The organism is Kutzneria viridogrisea DSM 43870 (assembly GCF_000525635.1).
GTDB classification, from domain to species: domain Bacteria; phylum Actinomycetota; class Actinomycetes; order Mycobacteriales; family Pseudonocardiaceae; genus Kutzneria; species Kutzneria viridogrisea.
Genome location: NZ_CP007155.1, coordinates 9791232 through 9807902, shown reverse-complemented (window position 1 = coordinate 9807902; position 16671 = coordinate 9791232). Strand labels below are relative to the sequence as shown.

Sequence of the window (16671 nt, the reverse complement as noted above, 5' to 3'; positions counted from 1 at the left end):
CCGCTTGGGGGCGGCGCGTCCACTGGTCATGGACAACGCTGGTGTCACGGTGCGCGCGGCGCGGATCGAGGACGCCGAGGCCATCGCTGAGGTGCACGTCCAGGCGCGCAACGCGTACTACCGGGGTTTCGTCGACCAGGCGGACCTGGACCGTCGAGCCGCCGAGCTGCGGAGGATCTACCCGGGGCTGTGCGATCGGGCGGACAGCACGCTGCTGTGCGCCCAACTGGGCGAGGAGATCGTGGGGATCGTGTTGCTCGGTCCCCCGAACGACACCGTGGTGGATCCCGTTGGGGTGGGCGAGTTGTACCAGCTGCACGTGCGGCCGGACTGCTGGCGCCGTGGCATCGGCAGCCAGCTCCATCGCGCGGCCGTGGATGCCTGGCACGGGTTGGGAGTGTCGGTGGGGGTCCTGGAGGTGTGGGATCGCAACGAGCGGGCGCGCGCCTTCTACGCCAACCACGGTTGGCGGCCGGACGGCCATTCCCGGCCGGGCCGCAGCGGCACCCGCTACCTGCGACTGCGCCTCGCGCTGTGACCGAGCGCCCGGTTCGTAGGGTCCCACCACTGAGTCAACTCCCTTGACCATGCCGCAGCGGCATGGTTTCGACTGTGCTGTGTCGGCGCGTCCGCGCCGGGGAGTCCGGTTCTCGGGAGAGTGACCGTCGTGGGGTGGAGTACCAGGCAGCTCGCCGAACTGGCTGGTACCACCGTGCGCGCGGTCCGGCACTACCACGAGGTCGGCCTGCTCGCCGAGCCTGAACGCCGGGCCAACGGCTACAAGAGCTACGGCGTGGCCCACCTGGTCCGCGTGCTGCGGATCAAGCGCCTGACCGGGCTCGGGCTTTCGCTGGCCCAGGTCGCTGAGCTGGGCGATGCTGACGAGCACCCCGAGCAAACGCCGCGCGAGCTGGACTCCGAGCTGGCGGCGACCATCGAACGGCTGCAACGGACACGCCGCGAACTCGCCGTGATCCTGCGCCAGACGGAAGCGCTACAGGCCCACGAACTGGATCCCGTCTTCGCCGAGTTCGATCACCTACCCGCTGATGCCCACGAGCAGACCCGCCAAGACCTGGCCGAACGCCTCTACCTGACACCGCAGGCCCGGAAGATGTTCACCGAATTCCCGAGCGCTCGGGACATGTGCGCCGGCGCACCGCGCGGTGAGGACTTCGCCCTGTGCGCGATCGCCCAGGCCATCCACGAGCTCTACAACCCCGCCCAGATCGACGTCCTGATCCGCATGAACCGCTAGCGGCCGATCGTCACGACCAAGCAGGTGCCGTGCTCGCTCTGGCCGGTGCCCACTCGTGCACGCCACCGCTCTCCCCGAGACAGCGTGCGCGCCATCGTTTCAATCCGTTGATCGCGGCGCCCTGGTGCGCCGCCTGGGAGGAAGTCAGATGCGGAGAACTGTGTTGGTTGCCGTCGCCGTCGCGGCGGCCGTGGTCCCGGGGGTGTCGGCAGCGGCCACGCCGAGCACGGTGCGGTGGGGGCCGTGCCCAGCAGATGTCGCCGCGCCCGGTCTGGAGTGCTCGACGCTCGAGGTCCCGCTGGACTACCGGAACCCGGACGGGCGGAAGATCGAGATCGCGGTCTCCCGCCTGGCGAGCAAGAACCCGTCGCAGCGCCGCGGCGTGCTGCTGACCAATCAGGGCGGTCCCGGTGGGGCAGGACTGCACTTCCCGGTCGACCTCGTGGCCTTTGGTCTGCCGCAGAGCGTGCGGGACAGCTATGACGTGATCGGGTTCGACCCGCGCGGTGTCGGCCACAGCACGCCGGTGACCTGTGATCTGACGCCGCAGCAGAAGATGAGGGGCAACATCCCGCCGTACGCGAACACCGCTGCCGAGGTCGCGAAGTGGGCCGAGCAAGCGAAGGCCATCGCCAGGCAGTGCGCCACCTCGAAGACGGCGTGGATGCTGCCCCACATCACCACCGCGAACACCGCACGCGACATGGACCGGATCCGGGCCGCGCTGGGCGAACCGAAGCTCTCCTACGACGGCTACTCCTACGGCACCTACCTCGGCGCGGTGTACACGACGCTGTTCCCGCAGCACAGCGACCGGATCGTGCTCGACAGCAACGTGGGCCCGGACGGCTGGGACGCCGCGGGCGGGCGCCTGTTCGCCCGGGGTTTCCAGGACCGGTTCCCGGACTTCGCGAAGTTCGCCGCCGCTCACCCCGAGTACGGTCTGGGCAGCACCTCGGAGCAGGTGACCGCGAAGTACTTCGAGCTCGCCGCGCGGCTGGACAGGACACCAGCCCCAGGGGTCGACGGTGCGCTGTTCCGTTTGGGCACGTTCGGATACCTCTACGGCGACGCGCAACTCCCCAAGCTGGCCGAGCTCTGGCGGGCGCTGGACACGAACCAGCCGCTGCCCCCGCTCGATGGCCTCACGCCGGACCCGGACAACGCGATCTCCAGCAACCGCTACGTGATCTGCGGTGACTCGCGCTGGCCGAGGTCGGTCCAGACCTACCAGCACAACGTCGCGGTCGACCGGGTCCGGTACCCGATGTTCGGTGCGGCCGCGGCGAACATCCAGCCGTGCGCGTTCTGGCCGTCCGATCCGGTCGAGCCGAAGGTGCGCATCGGTGACCAGGGCCCGTCGGACGTGCTCATCGTGCAGAACCTCCGCGACCCGGGGACGCCGCTGGTCGGTGCCCAGCAGCTGCGGCAGGCGTTCGGTGAGCGCGCCCGCATGGTGACAGCCGATCAGGGCGGTCACGGTGTCTACCTGCTCGGCAAGAACAAGTGCGCGAACAACGCGGTGACGAGGTTCCTGACCACTGGACAACGTTCAGCGAACGACCTCGCCTGCGCGGCGGAGCCCAACTGATCGGTGGCAGTGCGAGCGAGTGGCCCGTGAGCGGTCCACGCCGCGTGCCGATCAGCCCTTGAGGCGCCCCTGGCCGAGCAGGCAGCCCCGCAGCTGACTTCGTCCCCGACGGATTCGTCGACCGGTGCTGCCTGCTCGGCGTGGCCTGGTTCATGAAGGCGCGTTCCCGCACAGGTGACGGGGTTTACCGTGCTGTTTCCGTCCAGGTGACCGGCAGTTCGTGGACGCCGTAGATGTTCATGTCGGTCCTGAGTTTCACCTCGCTGGCGGGGATGGCGAGCTTGAGGGTCGGGAAGCGGCGCAGCAGTCCCCCGAAACCGGCGCGCATCTCGATGCGGGCCAGTTGCTGGCCGAGGCACTGGTGGATGCCGTGGCCGAAGGACAGGTGACCGCGGGCCTTGCGGTGGATGTCCAGGGTGTCGGGGTTGTCGAAGCGCTGGGGATCGTGGTTGGCGGCCAGCAGCGAGACGACGACGGTCGATCCCTTGCCGATCGTTTCACCGCCGAGTTCGATGTCCTCGGTGGCGTAGCGGTAGAAGATGTCGGCAATGGACAGATAGCGCAGGAGTTCCTCGACGGCATCGGGCAGCAGCTCCGGGTCGGCGCGCAGTTCGGCCAGCTGCTCGGGGTTCTCCAGGAGCGCGAAGGTGCCCAGTGCCAGCATGTTGGCGGTGGTCTCGTGGCCCGCGAGCAGCAGCAGGAAGGCGACGCCGGTCAGCTCCTCGATGGTGAGGTCCTCGTGGCGGGCCAGGTCGGACAGGATGTCCTCGCCGGGCTCGGCGCGTTTGCGCGTGACCAGTTCGGCGAGGTAGCTGGTCAACGCGCCCAACGCGGCCATCTTCTCGTCGAGCGGCTGGTCCCTGACGAGGAACTTGGCGGAGTTGACCTGGAAGTTCTCCCGGTCCGCGTAGGGGACGCCGAGCAGTTCGCAGATCACCAGCGAGGGCACCGGCAGCGCGAACTCCGCGACCAGGTCGATCGGCGGGGTCAGGCGCGTCAGGTGGTCCAGTTGCCGCTCGACGATGTCGTTGATGTGCTCTTCGAGCATTCTCATGCGTTTGACGGTGAAGGCTCCGGTGAGTCTTTTCCGCAGCCGGCCGTGGTCCGGCGGGTCCATGGCGATGAACACGCCCGGCATCTGCGGGGACGGTTCGGTGGCCACGGGCATGCCGGGGATCTCGTACGGTACGTGGAGAACGCCGATGTCCTGGCGGGAGCTGAACCGGGTGTCGGCCATGAGCTGGCGGACCGCGTCGTAGCCGGTGACGAGCCAGCCCTGGTGACCGTCGGGGAAAACCATGGGACTGACCGGGCGAGCCTCACGCAGCCGGGTGATGCGGCGGGGCGGGTTGAAGGGGCCCGCATCGCGTTCCATGGGGAGGCCGTGCGGGATGGGAGCCGTCTGACTCATTGGGAATCCTTTCATGGCGGTTGTTGCGGGCCGCAATCGCTGACCGAGCGGAACACCAGGTCGACCGCGGCGTCCCCGGTGGTCGAACGAGGCCGCCAGGGCCAGAGGTGGATCAGGAACGTCGGATCGTGATGCCGCCGAACGAGGTGTGCGCGCGCACCTCGACGGTCTCGGCGGACCCCTCGGGCCGGGTGGTGTTGTCCAGCAGGTTGCGCACCTGCCCGAACCCGGTGTGCACATCCAGCCGTGCGGCGGTGCCCTCGGCGATGCCGATCTCCAGGTCGCCCATCGCGGTCCCGAGCTCGACCGAGCCGCGGGCCACCTCGCCGAGGCGGATGCCGCCGTTGGCCGTCTTCGCGTGGACCCCCGCGCCGGCCCGATTCACGGAGATGTCGCCGTTGGCCGCGCGCACCCGGATGTCGCCGGTGACCGCGTCGATCGTGGTGTCGCCGTTGGAGTTCTTGACGACCACGGAGCCCTCGACCTCGCCGATGCGGACCTTCCCGGAGCCGGTGTGGATCTCGGCGTTGCCCGCGATGCCGTCCGCGGTGACGTGACCGGCCGCGGTGTCCACACGCAGTGGACCGGTCCGCTCGAGCCGGACGTTCCCGGTGGAGGTCTTGAACCCGCACTCCCCGAGCCAGCCCGTGCCGCTGAGGTCCCCCAACTGCACCTCGCCAGACACCTGCGAACCGCTGGGCAGATCGATGGACACCTCCACCGACCTGGTCTTGCGGGAGAAGTCGAAAACGCGTGCCTTCGGCCCCGTGACCTGGAGCCGGCCGTTCGCGTAGTCGACGCGAACCTGCTGGGCGGCCTGCACGTCCGACTCATCGGTCTCGTCGCTCGGGCGCACGTCGACGATGGTGTCGGTGCGGTCGCTCGCGGTGATCCGTACGTTGCCGACGCCGAGTTCGAGCGTGACGGAAATCGGTTCGGGCGTGTCGAACTTGGGCATGACTGTCCCCTCATCATGGGTAGGTGACACATCCCCGCAGGTCGGGGACGTGGTGTGGTGGAAAGCGGTGCGGTTAACGCACCCAGGCGGTGAGGCCTTGCTGGGGCTGTTTGCCGCTGGGGCGCTGGTCGCGGTCGGCGCGCTGGAGTGCGGCCGAGGCCGCCCGGACCAGCCAAGCGTTGACCGAGCGCCCCTCCTTGGCAGCGACCTCCTCGATCGCGGCCTTGAGCTGCTCCGGGAGACGCACGTTGATCCGCGAGCTCGGGCCGTCCTCGTCGATCAGTGCGCCGCCGCCCACCGTCGCCGGATCGTCCTCGGCCGCTGGCGAGGTCACGACGAAGTGCGGATCGCGTCCGCGCAGGCGCAGCTCCACCGAACCCGGGGCCAGGTCCCGGGTGATCTCGTTCGCGGCGGCGGAGAGCGCGTCCAGCAGCGTCATCCGGATCGCCGGCTCGAGCGACCCGCTCAGGCGCTCGACCAGCGCACGGGCCTCGTCACCGTCGACTTCGGCGAGCGTGGCGAACTCACGTCCGAGGTCGTTCACATACGAGGCCATGTCCATGGCACCACAATGGCACACGAATGGCACCAATGCAAGCCATGGTGGCTCAGCTGTGGTGTCATGTGGCACCGCCTGGCACTTCGTGAAGGAAAAGTGCTGGTCAGAAGCGGGCGCGGTGGAAGGCGTTGGGCCGACCGGCGCTGCCTGCGCGCACCGGGCAACGCAGTGCGCCCCACCCGTCCCCCATCGCGACCCGGCACCTCGGCCGGGTTGCGCCACTGGGGCGCCAGCAGTCGGCGCCAACTGTGCTGGCCGCACGCTTTACGCGCCGATGGAAATCCCGAACCCCGCTTCGTAGATCCTGCGGAGGACCTCCCAGGACCTCAACTCGATGTTGGTCTGGACGGAGATGGTGTGCTCGCCGTCGGCGGTGCTCGCCGTGAAGAACATGGATCCCCAGTAACTGCCGCCCACGCAGCGCAGCGTCCGGCCACCGGTGGCGGCCTTGTCGAATTCGAACAGGCCGAGGCCGTATCGGGTGTGCGGCAGCCAGTTACTACCTTCGGTGGAGACCGTGGTCCACATCTGGCGGTGCTGGGCCGGCGGCAGCAGAATGCCGCTTGCCAGCGCGCTGACGAGGCGGATCATGTCGCCGGTGGTGGAGACGATGTTGCCGGGGAGCCACGAGGTGTTGAACTCGGTGACGTCAAGCGGCTCGAGTCCGGGCTTCTCGAGCAACGACTCCCAGTTCTCCGGGGTGACCGCGGCCATGTCGACACCGTCCTTGAAGAATTGCTTGGAGTATGCGCGCGGGTGCGGATCGCGGTATCCCATATCCTGGGCGGGGCGCACGTAGGTATGGGTAAGTCCGAGCGGCCGCACTATCCTGCGCTCGACTTCCTCGGCAAAGCTGTTGCCGGTGATCTTCTCGATCATCGCCTCGGCGAGGTAGAAGCCGCCGTTGGCGTACCGGAAGCGCTCGCCGGGCTCTGCGACCGGCGGCTGGGAAACCGTCATCCTGAACAGGTCTTCGGTGGTGAATTCGTCGAAGCGATGCTCGAGGAACGCGGCACGGGTGGCGTATCGATTCGTCAGTTCCGGTGCCAGGCCGGTAGCGAACAGACCACCGGTGTTGCTGAGCAGGTGCCTGATGGTGATCTTGTTGCCGTCGTAGCCGTTGACGTCCAGCACGCCCGGCAGCCACGTGTTCACCGGGTCGTCAATGCTCAGCTTCCCCTCGGCCTCGAGGTCCAGGAGCACAGCGGCCATGAATGCCTTGCCGCCACTGCCGATCTGCGCGTATTCCCCCGGTTGGCGGGGTGCGCCGGTCTTGATGTCGGCCACGCCGGCGGTGCCGAACCAGGTCCGGTCCCCGTCCTTGACCTCGGCGACGATGCCGGGGATACCGACCTCGGCCACTGCCCAGTCGAGTACCTGCTGAATATCGGTGTGGGTCATGCCGGTGCCTTTGCTCTCAGAATATTTCCGATATGGCAAAAGCTACGTTGCCTACGCGATCGGGTCAATCAGCTTCTGCTGAAGTAAAGCCCAAATTCGCAGCTCAGAGAGCTTGATTCGTTGCGCGGTCCTGTCGCCTAATGCAATGATCGTGTTGCGTCAAGCTGTTCCCGACATCGAGGAGCCAGGGACACAGATGCCTGGAGAAAGGCTCACCCAACAGGACCGGCGGCAGATCGCCGCGGGACTGCGTGACGGGCTGACCTACGCCGCGATAGGCCGCCGCATCGGGCGGCCGACCTCGACCGTCACCCGCGAGGTGATGCGCAACGGCGGGCCGGGCGGCTACCGCGCCGACCAGGCCCACCGGGCCAGCACACGACACGCGCACCGGCGCGGAACCACTCCGCTGAGCCCGTCACCGCGAAGCGTCGACCTCGGCGGGCGCGATCCACGGATCGTGAACGGGGTGGCCGCACACAGCACAGAACTGTTCGTCCAGACCGGGCTCCCGCGGATGATGGCCAGAGTGCTCGCCGCACTCGTCACCACCGACAGCGGCAGCCTCACCTCGGCCGAACTCGTGCAACGACTGCACGTCAGCCCCGCCTCCGCCTCCACGGCCGTCGGTCACCTGGAGGCAATAAAAATCATCAAACGCGAACGCGACCCCCACCGCCGCGCGGAACGCTACGTCATCGACGAGGACGTATGGTTCCAAGCCATCATGGCCAGTGCGCGCGTCGATACGCAGATCGCCGCCGTCTTCAGGAGTGGCGCCCAAAGACTCGGTGCCACCACTCCCGTCGGCGCCCGGCTGGAGAACATGAGCCAGTTCCTCCACCGCGTCAGCGACGACCTAGTCCGCTCGGCCAAGCACTGGCGCCAGGTCTACGCCACCCAACCACCTGCCGAGACCAACCACGACTCCACGACCAGTTGAGCGCTTGCGCTGTCGAGCCTCATATCTGCCCGTATCAGACATCTCCTGTTTGTGGAATCGGGGTGACGGTTCCCGTCCCGACAGGCAGGGGATGACGCAGCGTTCAGCGGAGACGAGGTCACAGCGTGATCACGAGCTTGCCGTGGACGTGGCGTCCGGCTTGCAGTGTCACGGCATCGCGGATCTGCTCGATCGGGAAGGTCGCGGCGATCGGCACGGTGATCGTGCCGGCGAGGATCGCGTCGCTGATCCGCGCCATGGCGTCCGGGCCCGCGTCGATACCGCCGGTCGCGCGCACGCCGCCGGGAGGATTGGGACCCGCGGCGACCGTGGAGATCCGTTCGGGCGGCACGCCGAGCGCGAGCGCGGCCTCGGCCGTTTCGATGCCGAACAGGTCGGTTGCCGCGGTCACGCCCTCCGGAGCCAGGGTCCGTACCCGGTCTGCCAGTCCGGGGCCGTAGGCCACGGGCTCGGCACCGAACTGGCGCAGGAACTCGAACGTGCTCGCCGCGGCGGTCCCGATCACTCTGGCACCGGCGAGCTTCGCGAGCTGTACGGCGAACACGCCCACACCGCCCGCGGCACCGCCGACCAGGACGGTGTCGCCGGACCGCAGATCGACCGCCGCCAACGCGGCGGCGGCGGTCATACCGGCCACCGGAAGCGTGGCCGCCACCTCGTCGCTGATGCCCTCCGGCGTATGCCAGAGCGCCTCGGTCGCCTCGGTGGGCGTCCTGACCACCACGAAATCGGCAGCGGCTCTACCCAGCGCGCCGCCGTGGACACGGTCGCCCACAGCAAAACCCGTGGCGCTGGTTCCGACCTCGTCGACGACCCCGGCGAAGTCGTAACCGAAGCCGGAGGGCACGGTGATGCCGAACCGCGCCGCCGCCTCGGGCCGCGAGGCAATACCCCAGTCCATGGGATTCAGACCGGCGGCCGTTACGCGGACGCGGATCTCGCCCGGCCCGGCATGCGGTTCCGGAACCTCCCGCAACTCCAGTACTTCGGGACCTCCGAACGTCTCATAGACAACAGCTCGGCTCATGAGTACCTCCAGCAGGCAGCGTGACGGGACTTGGTCCCATCACGGTACACGAGTGACGGGACCAAGTCCCGTACGCTGTTCTCATGGTCCGCTGGCAACCCCACGCATCCGAGCGACTCGTTGTCGCTGCCCTTGAGCTGTTCGAGGAGCGGGGCTACGAGAACACGACGGTGATCGAGATCGCGGAGCGCGCCGGGCTCACGAAGAGCACCTTCTTCCGTCATTTCCCGGACAAGCGGGAGGTGCTCTTCGGCGGGGGCACGATGACCGGACTACTCGTCGACGGGATCGACGCGGCGCCAGCTGGGGCCAGCCCGCTCGAAGCGGTGGCGCATGCTCTGGACGTGATCGGGAGGGAAGCCTTCACCGCCGATCGTCGCGAGTTCGGCGCCCGGCGGTCGGCAGTGATCGCCGCCAACCCGGAACTGCGAGAACGCGAGGCGTTGAAGGGACTCGGCCTCACCGCATCGATGATCGACGCGCTCAAGCGCCGCGGCGTTGCCGACCTGACCTCGCGCGTGGCCGCCGAACTGGGCGCGCTCGCGTGGAAGATCGCCTATGAGCGCTGGAGCGACACGAACAACAGCGACAACTTCGGTGAACTCGCGCGGCGAACGCTCACCGAGGTGCAAGCGGCCAGTGCCTTGTGCTGACGGGGTTACCGGAGGCGTCGTGCTCGCAGGACGGTGTCGCGAGTGTGGTGGGTGCCCGCGGGTGCGGGAGCGGTTCGCGGACGGGTTTCGTTGATCAGGACGGTCCAGTCCTCGTCGAGGAGCCCGGCGATGTCCTCGGGTTGGTAGTAGTCGCTGGGGTCGAAGCCGTTGCGTGGGGACAGGTCCGCGAGGTCGTGGCTGGCGATGAGCAGAGTGCCGCCGGGTGCGACGGCGGCCAGTAGTCCACGCAGCGCGGTGTGGCCCGGCTGGCGTGGCAGCGGGAAGTACTGGACGGAGACCAGGTCGAACGCGCCGGCCGGGGGCGACATGGCGGTCAGGTCGGCCCGTGTCCACGCCACGCGGCCGGCCAGATCCGTGCCCGTGGCGGCGGCGCGGTGCAGTGCGGTCCGGGAGATGTCCACCGCGGTGACCTGCCAGCCGTGTCGGGCCAGCCAGAGTGCGTCGGCGCCTTCCCCGCATCCCACGTCGAGCGCTTGCCCTGGCAGCAGGTCGGTGACCTCGGTGACGAGCACTCCATTGGGGTTGCCGCTGAAGACCTGGTCGCGGCTGCGGTACATCTCGTCCCAGAACTGTGCGTCCATTGTCCTCGCCTCGGTAGTCGGGGCTTGGTGGACGATCACCACGTCCTGCCGGCCACCGGTGCCGAACTGGACTTGTCGGGTCATCGCGACCACCTCCGCCGCCAACCTGCCCCCACCGGCGACGAGCTGGCAACGTTCTTTGCGGAAACCGCAAAAGTGCGGGCACAGTGGAGGCATGGGGACCGAGTTCGACGCCGTGCTCGGCATGGTCGGCCCGCGACTGCGCGAGCTGCGCCGCCGCAGCGGAGCGACCCTGACCGCCCTGTCGGAGACCACCGGTATTCCGGTCAGCACGCTGTCCAGGCTGGAGTCCGGGCACCGCAAGCCGGGCCTGGAACTGCTACTCCCCCTGGCGAGGGCCTACCAGGTGCCGCTCGACGACCTCGTTGGCGCCCCGGCCAGCGGGGACCCCCGGGTGTACCCCCGGCCGATCACCCGGCACGGCATGACCGCCATCCCGCTGACCCGCAAACCCGGCGGGCTACAGGCGTTCAAGCAGATCCTCCCGGCTGGCCCGCACGATCTCGAACCCGATCCCCGCTCGCACGAGGGCTACCACTGGCTGTACGTCCTCAACGGGCGGCTGCGCCTGGTGCTCGGCGATCAGGACCTCGTCCTCACCGCCGGTGAGGTCGCCGAATTCGACACCCACCTCCCGCACTGGTTCGGCAACGCCGACTCGCAGCCAGTCGAGTTCCTGAGCATCCTCGGCCCCCAGGGCGAACGCTTCCACATCAGGGCCCGTTACCGACCTGACTGATCTCCGCCCTGCCCGTGTGCTCAATGCCATCCGCAAACACGCCGGTTGGTGCGAAAACCAGCGCACGAGCGAAGAACTCACCACGATGCCACCATGATCAGTCTCAAAATCGTGGCATTTCCTCGGCCGAGGCCAGTGGCGCGGTCGTTCGCCGGCGAGATCGCCAGTCCGGTGACGACGAGCTTGTCGAGGATGCGGCGGACAGCAGCGGAGTTGCGGCCGACTGGAAGGTCCCGCGCGCCGGGCTGTTCAACCACCACTAGACCCGTTGCGCCTCAACGAAATACTGAGGGCATCGCGAATTGCGGTGTCGCGAGTTCGCTGTGCGGACGGAGCGTAGCTGGTTCAGGTCGCTCCAGCAGGCTGGCGGGATCATTTCTCTGGGAGGGGCGGGGTGGCGACTTGTGCGTGGACACGTTCCAGCATGACGACGGGGATCTGCCTACCCGCGGCTGCCTCGAACTCGGCGAACTTCGGGACGAGCGCTACCTCTTTCGCCCAGATCCGCTCGCGCTCCGCGCCCCTGGCGAGCCGAGCTACGACCGGCACTCTTTCCGTGCCCACCTCGACTGTGGCCTGCGGGTTCGCCATGAGATTGTGGTACCAGACCGGATGCTGCGGACTGCCACCGTGGGTTCCAAAAACGGCCCAGCCATCGCCGACCGGCTGGTAGAACAACGGACTGATCCGCTCACGCCCGGTCCTGGCCCCGATGTGGTGCACCAAGATCAGCGGCATGCCTTGCTCGTCGAACCCGGGAATCCGGGGTGGGACGGGGCGACCCGCGGCGAAATCCTCTTCGCTACTCCAAGGCACATACCCGGCGTTCGCCCGGAACTCGGCGATGATCCGATCGTTCCAGCTGTCGACGGTGGGGGCCTTGGCTTCGGTCGCGGTGGTCGTGGTCGGGGCGGACACGGCATCCCCTCCACTATCCGGAGCACTTGCTCCTCAAGGTAGCGCAGTGCGGAGCATGTGCTCCACATAAGGCGGTATGCTCGGCCGTATGGCAGTGGCTGAACCGGAAAGCACCGCCCGGCGCCGCGCGCCGCGCGTGGACGCGATCCGCAACCGGGAAGCGATCGTCGAGGCCGCCGCCGAAGTGCTGGCCGAGCAGGGCGCCGCAGTGGACGTGCGCGAGATCGCCCGCCGCAGCGGGGTGGGCATGGGCACCCTCTACCGGCACTTCCCGAAGAAGGACGATCTCGTCCACACGGTCCTGCGCCAGGACTTCTCGAGGTGGGCGGAATCCGCGCGCCAGGCGGCGATCGACGCCGAGGACCCCTGGGCGGCGCTGACCGACTTCTACCAGCAGGCCCTGACCGGCTATGCGCGCCACCGCGCGATCATGGAGAACTTCGCGCTGACCTGGTCGGTCCCCGATCTGGAGGGCATCCGGCAGCTTCGCCTCGTCATCGAGGAACTGTGCGCCCGCGCCGGCGCCGCGGGCCTGCTGCGCCCCGGCGTGACCACCGACGACCTGCTGCTCCTGCTGGTCTCACTGGGTCACGCCGTCCAGATCACCGACGAGTGTCGCCCGCAGATGTGGAACAGGCTGCTGAGCATCTCCCTCGACGGCCTGCGCGCCGACCGCCGCGAACCACTTCCCACCGACACCGCACCAGACAGCGTCTCGCGATCACTTCACAAATGAGATTGAAATGAAGTCAGCCGTGAGGTTCTACAGCGCGCGACGCACTGAGGTCCGCAACGCAGAGCCACGACTGAGCAGTGCGCTGCCCCGTGGGCAGGTGGCCGCTGGCTCGATGAGCAACCTGGCTATCGCACTGGCCCGGCGCCCGGTTGTTCAGGTCGCGGTTGCCCTGGCCTGGTGAGGGGTCGTGCCAGACCACTGGTGGAAGGCCCGGTAGAACGAACTGGGTTCGTCATAGCCCAGCAGCAACGCGATTTCGGTGATGGTGATCTCGGGCCGTTCCAGGTAGTGGCGGGCCAGGGCGTGCCGGGTGCGTGCCAGCACGGCCTGGAAGCTCGTCTGTTCCTCGGCCAGACGTCGTTGCAGGGTCCGGCGGCTCAGTGCCAGCCGCTGGGCGACGGCGGAGGCGCTGCACTGGCCGGCGGGCAGGAGTTCGAGCAGGGCGGCGCGGACCCGGTCGGCGGTCGACTCCACCCGGTCGAGATCGGCAAGGCGTCGGCGCAGCTCGGGCTCGAAGACACGCCACATCTCGGCGTTCGCGGTCAGGAACGGACGACGGCCGTCGAGGGCGGTGAAGGTCACCACGGGCGCGGCTGCCAGTCCAACGGGAACACCGAGGTAGTCCTCGTATGCCTGGCCGGCCGCGCCGCCCGGTGGGTTCGGCATGGCGATTCGCTCCGGACGCACCGGCCGGCGTGTGCCCAGCCGGGCCAGCGCCACCCAGGACACGAGCTCGTAGGCGACGAAACTCGGTGGCGGCAGCGGATCAGCCGGCCACTGGATGGTCACGCTCAGCCGGCCGCCGTCGGCGTGCACGGCAAGCCCCAGTGGGCCGAGCAGGCGCTTGTGCGCGGCAAGCCGCTCCGCCGCGTGGCGTAGGTCGGCGCTGCACAGCGCAGCGAAGATCGCTGGTTGGAACGTCTCGGCGCGCACCCGCTGGGCGAGGGTCGCACCGAGCGCCGGGTCACCCGAAATCTCCTCCAGTGCCGCCCAACACCGGTAGAACTGGTCCGGCGTGAGCGCCACCTGCCGGTTGAGGAACAGGTCCTCCGGGAGTCCCGCCGCGCGCAGCACCGCGCCGGTGGACACGCCGAGGTCAGCCAGCACGGCACTGGTCGCCGGGCTCAGCGTGAACCTGCCCGCGGTCATGGCCGACGTGTCGACGCGGTCCGCGCCGCGACCTTGGCGACGTCGATGTCGAGCCCGGTCAGCTGCCAGGAGACCTGCCACAGCAGCCGGATCGCCCGATCGGCGCCCGGCCGGATCAAGCGGCGACGGACCGGGGCACCGGCCATGCCCCAGCGCGGGCCGTACAGGGCGCCACCGACGGCACGCGGGTCGGTTGCCGCGCGCAGCGGGCTCAGCGCCCCGCGCTCGGTGTCCATTCCGATCCGACGGGTGAGGGCGAGGAAGAAACGACCCAGGCCACCACCTCCGCCAGCGGTGACCGTGGTCGACTGGATATCGGAGTTCGTGAGGCCCGGGTGGGTGGTCAGGGCCCTCACGGACAGCCCGGTCTCCTGGAACTGCCGGTCCAGCCCCTGGGCGAAGTGCCTGTTGGCGAGCTTGGAATTCCCGTACGCGCGCCACGGGTCGTAATCGCGGAGCAGGAACGGATCGCCAGGATCCAGGGGGCGGCCGGTGTGCTGGGCCCCACTGGTCACCGTGACCACCCGGGCGTCGCGCGTACGCACCAGGGCGGGCAGCAGGCGCGCGGTCAGCGCCCAGTGCCCGAGGTGGTTGATGCCCAGTTGGGTTTCGAATCCGTCGATTGTGCGCCCCTGCGGCATCGCCATCACGCCCGCGTTGTTGACCAGGAGGTCGATACCGGGGTGGGCCGCCAGGATCTGCTCGGCAGCGTGCTCGACCGACGCGAGCGATCCCAGGTCGAGCGGGACGATCTCCACCAACGCACCCGGATGGGTCGCGCTGATCCGGTCGCGGGCCACCACCGCCTTGGCTTCGTTGCGGGCCGCCATGACGACGTGGGCACCCTTCCCTGCCAGCGCCATCGCCGTGGCCAGGCCGATGCCACCGTTGGCGCCGGTCACCACCGCGACACGGCCACTCTGATCGGGAACGTCGGCCAATGACCAGGACATACCGGTAGCTCCTTGGACGGGTCGCGCTGCTGCTCTCACGTTACGTAGCTCGAGCGCTGAGCCCAGTGGCAGAACCCGCCATGGATGTAGCAGTTCGCGCCACAGCGGTGTGAGCGTGCCACCTAGGTGGCACAGCAAGCGATCTTGCTCAGGACGGCTGTCTCACACTCGTTTCACAAATGAAACTGGCATGAAGTCGACCGCGAGAAAATGAAGGGCGTTTTGAGACCCTACAAAAGCGAATGATCAGCCCTGGGCGAGGTCGGCGAACCGGCTGTAATGCAGCTGATGCGCCACCGTCACCGTGCTGGTGGGGCCGGCGCGGTGCTTGGCCAGGATCAGGTCCGCCTCACCCGCGCGCGGGTCGTCCCGTTCCCAGGCGTCCGGCCGGTGGATCAGGATCACCGCGTCGGCGTCCTGCTCCAGCGAGCCGGACTCACGCAGGTCGGAGAGCATCGGCCGCTTGTCGGTGCGCTGCTCGGGGCCACGGTTGAGCTGACTGATCGCGATCACCGGCACCTCCAGCTCCTTGGCCAGCAGCTTCAGGTGCCGGGAGAACTCGGAGACCTCCTGCTGACGGGACTCCACCCGCTTGCCGGAGCTCATCAGCTGGAGGTAGTCCAGCACCACCAGCTTGAGGTCGTTGCGCTGCTTGAGCCGCCGCGCCTTGGCCCTGATCTCCATCATCGTCAGGTTCGGTGAGTCGTCGATGAACAGCGGGGCCTCGCTGATCTCGCTCATCCGACGGGCCAGCCGCGTCCAGTCGTCGTCGTTCATCTTGCCGCCGCGCATGTCGCCGAGCCGGATCCTGGCCTCGGCGGAAAGCATGCGCATGACGATCTCCGTCTTGCTCATTTCGAGCGAGAAGATGGCGCTGGTCATGCCGTGCTTGATCGAGCAGGACCGCGCGAAGTCCAGTCCCAGGGTCGACTTGCCCACACCAGGACGTGCGGCGACGATGATCATCTGACCGGGGTGCAGACCGTTGGTGACGGCGTCCAGGTCGGTGAAGCCGGTGGGCACGCCCAGGGACTGGCCGCCGCGCGAGGCGATGGCGTCGATCTCGTCCATGGTGGGCTGCAACAGCTCCTCGAGGACGGAGTAGTCCTCGCTGGTGCGCCGCTCGGCCACCTCGTAGATGGCGGCCTGCGCGCGGTCCACGACCTCGGCCACGTCGGAGCCGTCGGAACCGCTGTAGCCCAGCTGCACGATCCGGGTGCCCGCCTCGACGAGACGGCGCAGGATGGCCTTCTCGGAGACGATCTCCGCGTAGTAACCGGCGTTGGCGGCGGTCGGCACGGTGGCGATCAGCGTGTGCAGGTACGGGGCACCGCCAACGCGCAGCAGCTCACCACGCCGTTCCAGCTCGGCGGACACGGTGATCGGGTCGGCGGGCTCGCCGCGGCCGTACAGGTCCAGGATGCAGTCGTAGACCGCCTGGTGCGCGGGCCGGTAGAAGTCGTTGGGGCTGAGCACCTCGACCACGTCGGCGATGGCGTCCTTGCTCAGCAGCATGCCGCCGAGCACCGACTGCTCCGCGGCGAGATCCTGCGGAGGCTGCCGGTCGAAGCTCGGCTCGCTCATGCCGCGGTCATCCACGAGCGCCACCGCGCGTCCCTCCTAGCGGTCGGTTGCCTGCACTACTGCTTGTACACGCCACCCCCGACAAGTCCGGGTGCGGGCGGGTCGCTGCGCACGCTAGATCGCCCGTGTGGAGCAGGGCAACCTGGC

At 68.5% G+C, this 16671-nt stretch carries 18 protein-coding genes; 7 read left to right on the top strand and 11 right to left on the bottom strand.

All coding sequences use genetic code 11. From position 1 onward, the window contains the following. Positions 1-28: 28 nt before the first annotated feature. The 3 genes from KALB_RS43205 to KALB_RS43195 all read left to right on the top strand — a co-directional run bounded on the left by KALB_RS43205 (position 29) and on the right by KALB_RS43195 (position 2849). A complete protein-coding gene (locus KALB_RS43205; RefSeq protein WP_030111927.1) occupies positions 29-538 on the top strand; it encodes a GNAT family N-acetyltransferase in 510 nt (169 codons plus the stop codon). 129 nt (positions 539-667) lie between these two features. Beyond that, positions 668-1258: a MerR family transcriptional regulator gene (locus tag KALB_RS43200; protein WP_025361910.1), complete on the top strand. Its 591-nt coding sequence runs from the start codon at positions 668-670 to the stop codon at positions 1256-1258. Positions 1259-1406: 148 nt separating this feature from the next. Further along, on the top strand, positions 1407-2849 hold the full coding sequence (locus KALB_RS43195) for an alpha/beta hydrolase (protein WP_025361909.1): 1443 nt from the start codon (positions 1407-1409) through the stop codon (positions 2847-2849). Positions 2850-3033: 184 nt separating this feature from the next. On the opposite strand, the gene KALB_RS43190 is transcribed toward KALB_RS43195, so the two are convergent. The 4 genes from KALB_RS43190 to KALB_RS43175 all read right to left on the bottom strand — a co-directional run bounded on the left by KALB_RS43190 (position 3034) and on the right by KALB_RS43175 (position 7178). Beyond that, a complete protein-coding gene (locus KALB_RS43190) occupies positions 3034-4260 on the bottom strand; it encodes a cytochrome P450 (protein ID WP_025361908.1) in 1227 nt (408 codons plus the stop codon). Between the two features lie 112 nt (positions 4261-4372). Next, positions 4373-5218: a DUF4097 family beta strand repeat-containing protein gene (locus KALB_RS43185; RefSeq protein WP_025361907.1), complete on the bottom strand. Its 846-nt coding sequence runs from the start codon at positions 5216-5218 to the stop codon at positions 4373-4375. A gap of 73 nt (positions 5219-5291) precedes the next feature. Beyond that, positions 5292-5780, bottom strand: coding sequence for an Arc family DNA-binding protein (locus KALB_RS43180; protein WP_025361906.1), 489 nt, complete (start codon positions 5778-5780; stop codon positions 5292-5294). A gap of 261 nt (positions 5781-6041) precedes the next feature. Next, a complete protein-coding gene (locus KALB_RS43175; protein ID WP_025361905.1) occupies positions 6042-7178 on the bottom strand; it encodes a serine hydrolase domain-containing protein in 1137 nt (378 codons plus the stop codon). 196 nt (positions 7179-7374) lie between these two features. On the opposite strand from KALB_RS43175, the gene KALB_RS43170 reads away from it, so the two are divergent. Then, positions 7375-8121 carry a GbsR/MarR family transcriptional regulator gene (locus KALB_RS43170; RefSeq protein WP_025361904.1) on the top strand — a complete coding sequence of 249 codons (747 nt, stop codon included), beginning with the start codon at positions 7375-7377 and terminating at the stop codon, positions 8119-8121. A 118-nt stretch (positions 8122-8239) separates the two neighbouring features. On the opposite strand, the gene KALB_RS43165 is transcribed toward KALB_RS43170, so the two are convergent. Next, positions 8240-9169, bottom strand: a complete 930-nt coding sequence (locus KALB_RS43165) for an NADP-dependent oxidoreductase (RefSeq protein WP_025361903.1) — start codon at positions 9167-9169, stop codon at positions 8240-8242. Between the two features lie 83 nt (positions 9170-9252). On the opposite strand from KALB_RS43165, the gene KALB_RS43160 reads away from it, so the two are divergent. Continuing rightward, on the top strand, positions 9253-9822 hold the full coding sequence (locus tag KALB_RS43160; protein ID WP_025361902.1) for a TetR/AcrR family transcriptional regulator: 570 nt from the start codon (positions 9253-9255) through the stop codon (positions 9820-9822). Positions 9823-9827: 5 nt separating this feature from the next. On the opposite strand, the gene KALB_RS43155 is transcribed toward KALB_RS43160, so the two are convergent. Beyond that, positions 9828-10508, bottom strand: coding sequence for a class I SAM-dependent methyltransferase (locus KALB_RS43155; RefSeq protein WP_236650141.1), 681 nt, complete (start codon positions 10506-10508; stop codon positions 9828-9830). Positions 10509-10599: 91 nt separating this feature from the next. Between KALB_RS43155 and KALB_RS43150 the strand changes: the two genes are divergently transcribed. Further along, complete coding sequence (locus KALB_RS43150; protein ID WP_025361900.1) at positions 10600-11184, top strand: helix-turn-helix domain-containing protein; 585 nt, start codon at positions 10600-10602, stop codon at positions 11182-11184. A gap of 77 nt (positions 11185-11261) precedes the next feature. Here the strand turns inward: KALB_RS43150 and KALB_RS47390 are convergent, their stop codons facing one another. Then, complete coding sequence (locus KALB_RS47390) at positions 11262-11441, bottom strand: hypothetical protein (RefSeq protein WP_148309883.1); 180 nt, start codon at positions 11439-11441, stop codon at positions 11262-11264. Positions 11442-11556: 115 nt separating this feature from the next. Further along, positions 11557-12102 (bottom strand): nitroreductase/quinone reductase family protein, encoded by a 546-nt coding sequence (locus KALB_RS43145; RefSeq protein WP_025361899.1) that lies wholly within the window; start codon positions 12100-12102, stop codon positions 11557-11559. Between the two features lie 76 nt (positions 12103-12178). On the opposite strand from KALB_RS43145, the gene KALB_RS43140 reads away from it, so the two are divergent. Beyond that, on the top strand, positions 12179-12838 hold the full coding sequence (locus KALB_RS43140; protein WP_236650140.1) for a TetR/AcrR family transcriptional regulator: 660 nt from the start codon (positions 12179-12181) through the stop codon (positions 12836-12838). A gap of 153 nt (positions 12839-12991) precedes the next feature. On the opposite strand, the gene KALB_RS43135 is transcribed toward KALB_RS43140, so the two are convergent. The 3 genes from KALB_RS43135 to dnaB form a co-directional block, all read right to left on the bottom strand. After that, positions 12992-13987, bottom strand: a complete 996-nt coding sequence (locus KALB_RS43135; protein ID WP_025361897.1) for an AraC family transcriptional regulator — start codon at positions 13985-13987, stop codon at positions 12992-12994. After that, on the bottom strand, positions 13984-14940 hold the full coding sequence (locus KALB_RS43130; RefSeq protein WP_025361896.1) for an oxidoreductase: 957 nt from the start codon (positions 14938-14940) through the stop codon (positions 13984-13986). The genes KALB_RS43135 and KALB_RS43130 overlap by 4 nt, the downstream gene beginning before the upstream one ends. A gap of 246 nt (positions 14941-15186) precedes the next feature. Beyond that, positions 15187-16548: a replicative DNA helicase gene (gene dnaB / locus KALB_RS43125; protein WP_025361895.1), complete on the bottom strand. Its 1362-nt coding sequence runs from the start codon at positions 16546-16548 to the stop codon at positions 15187-15189. Positions 16549-16671: the final 123 nt, after the last annotated feature.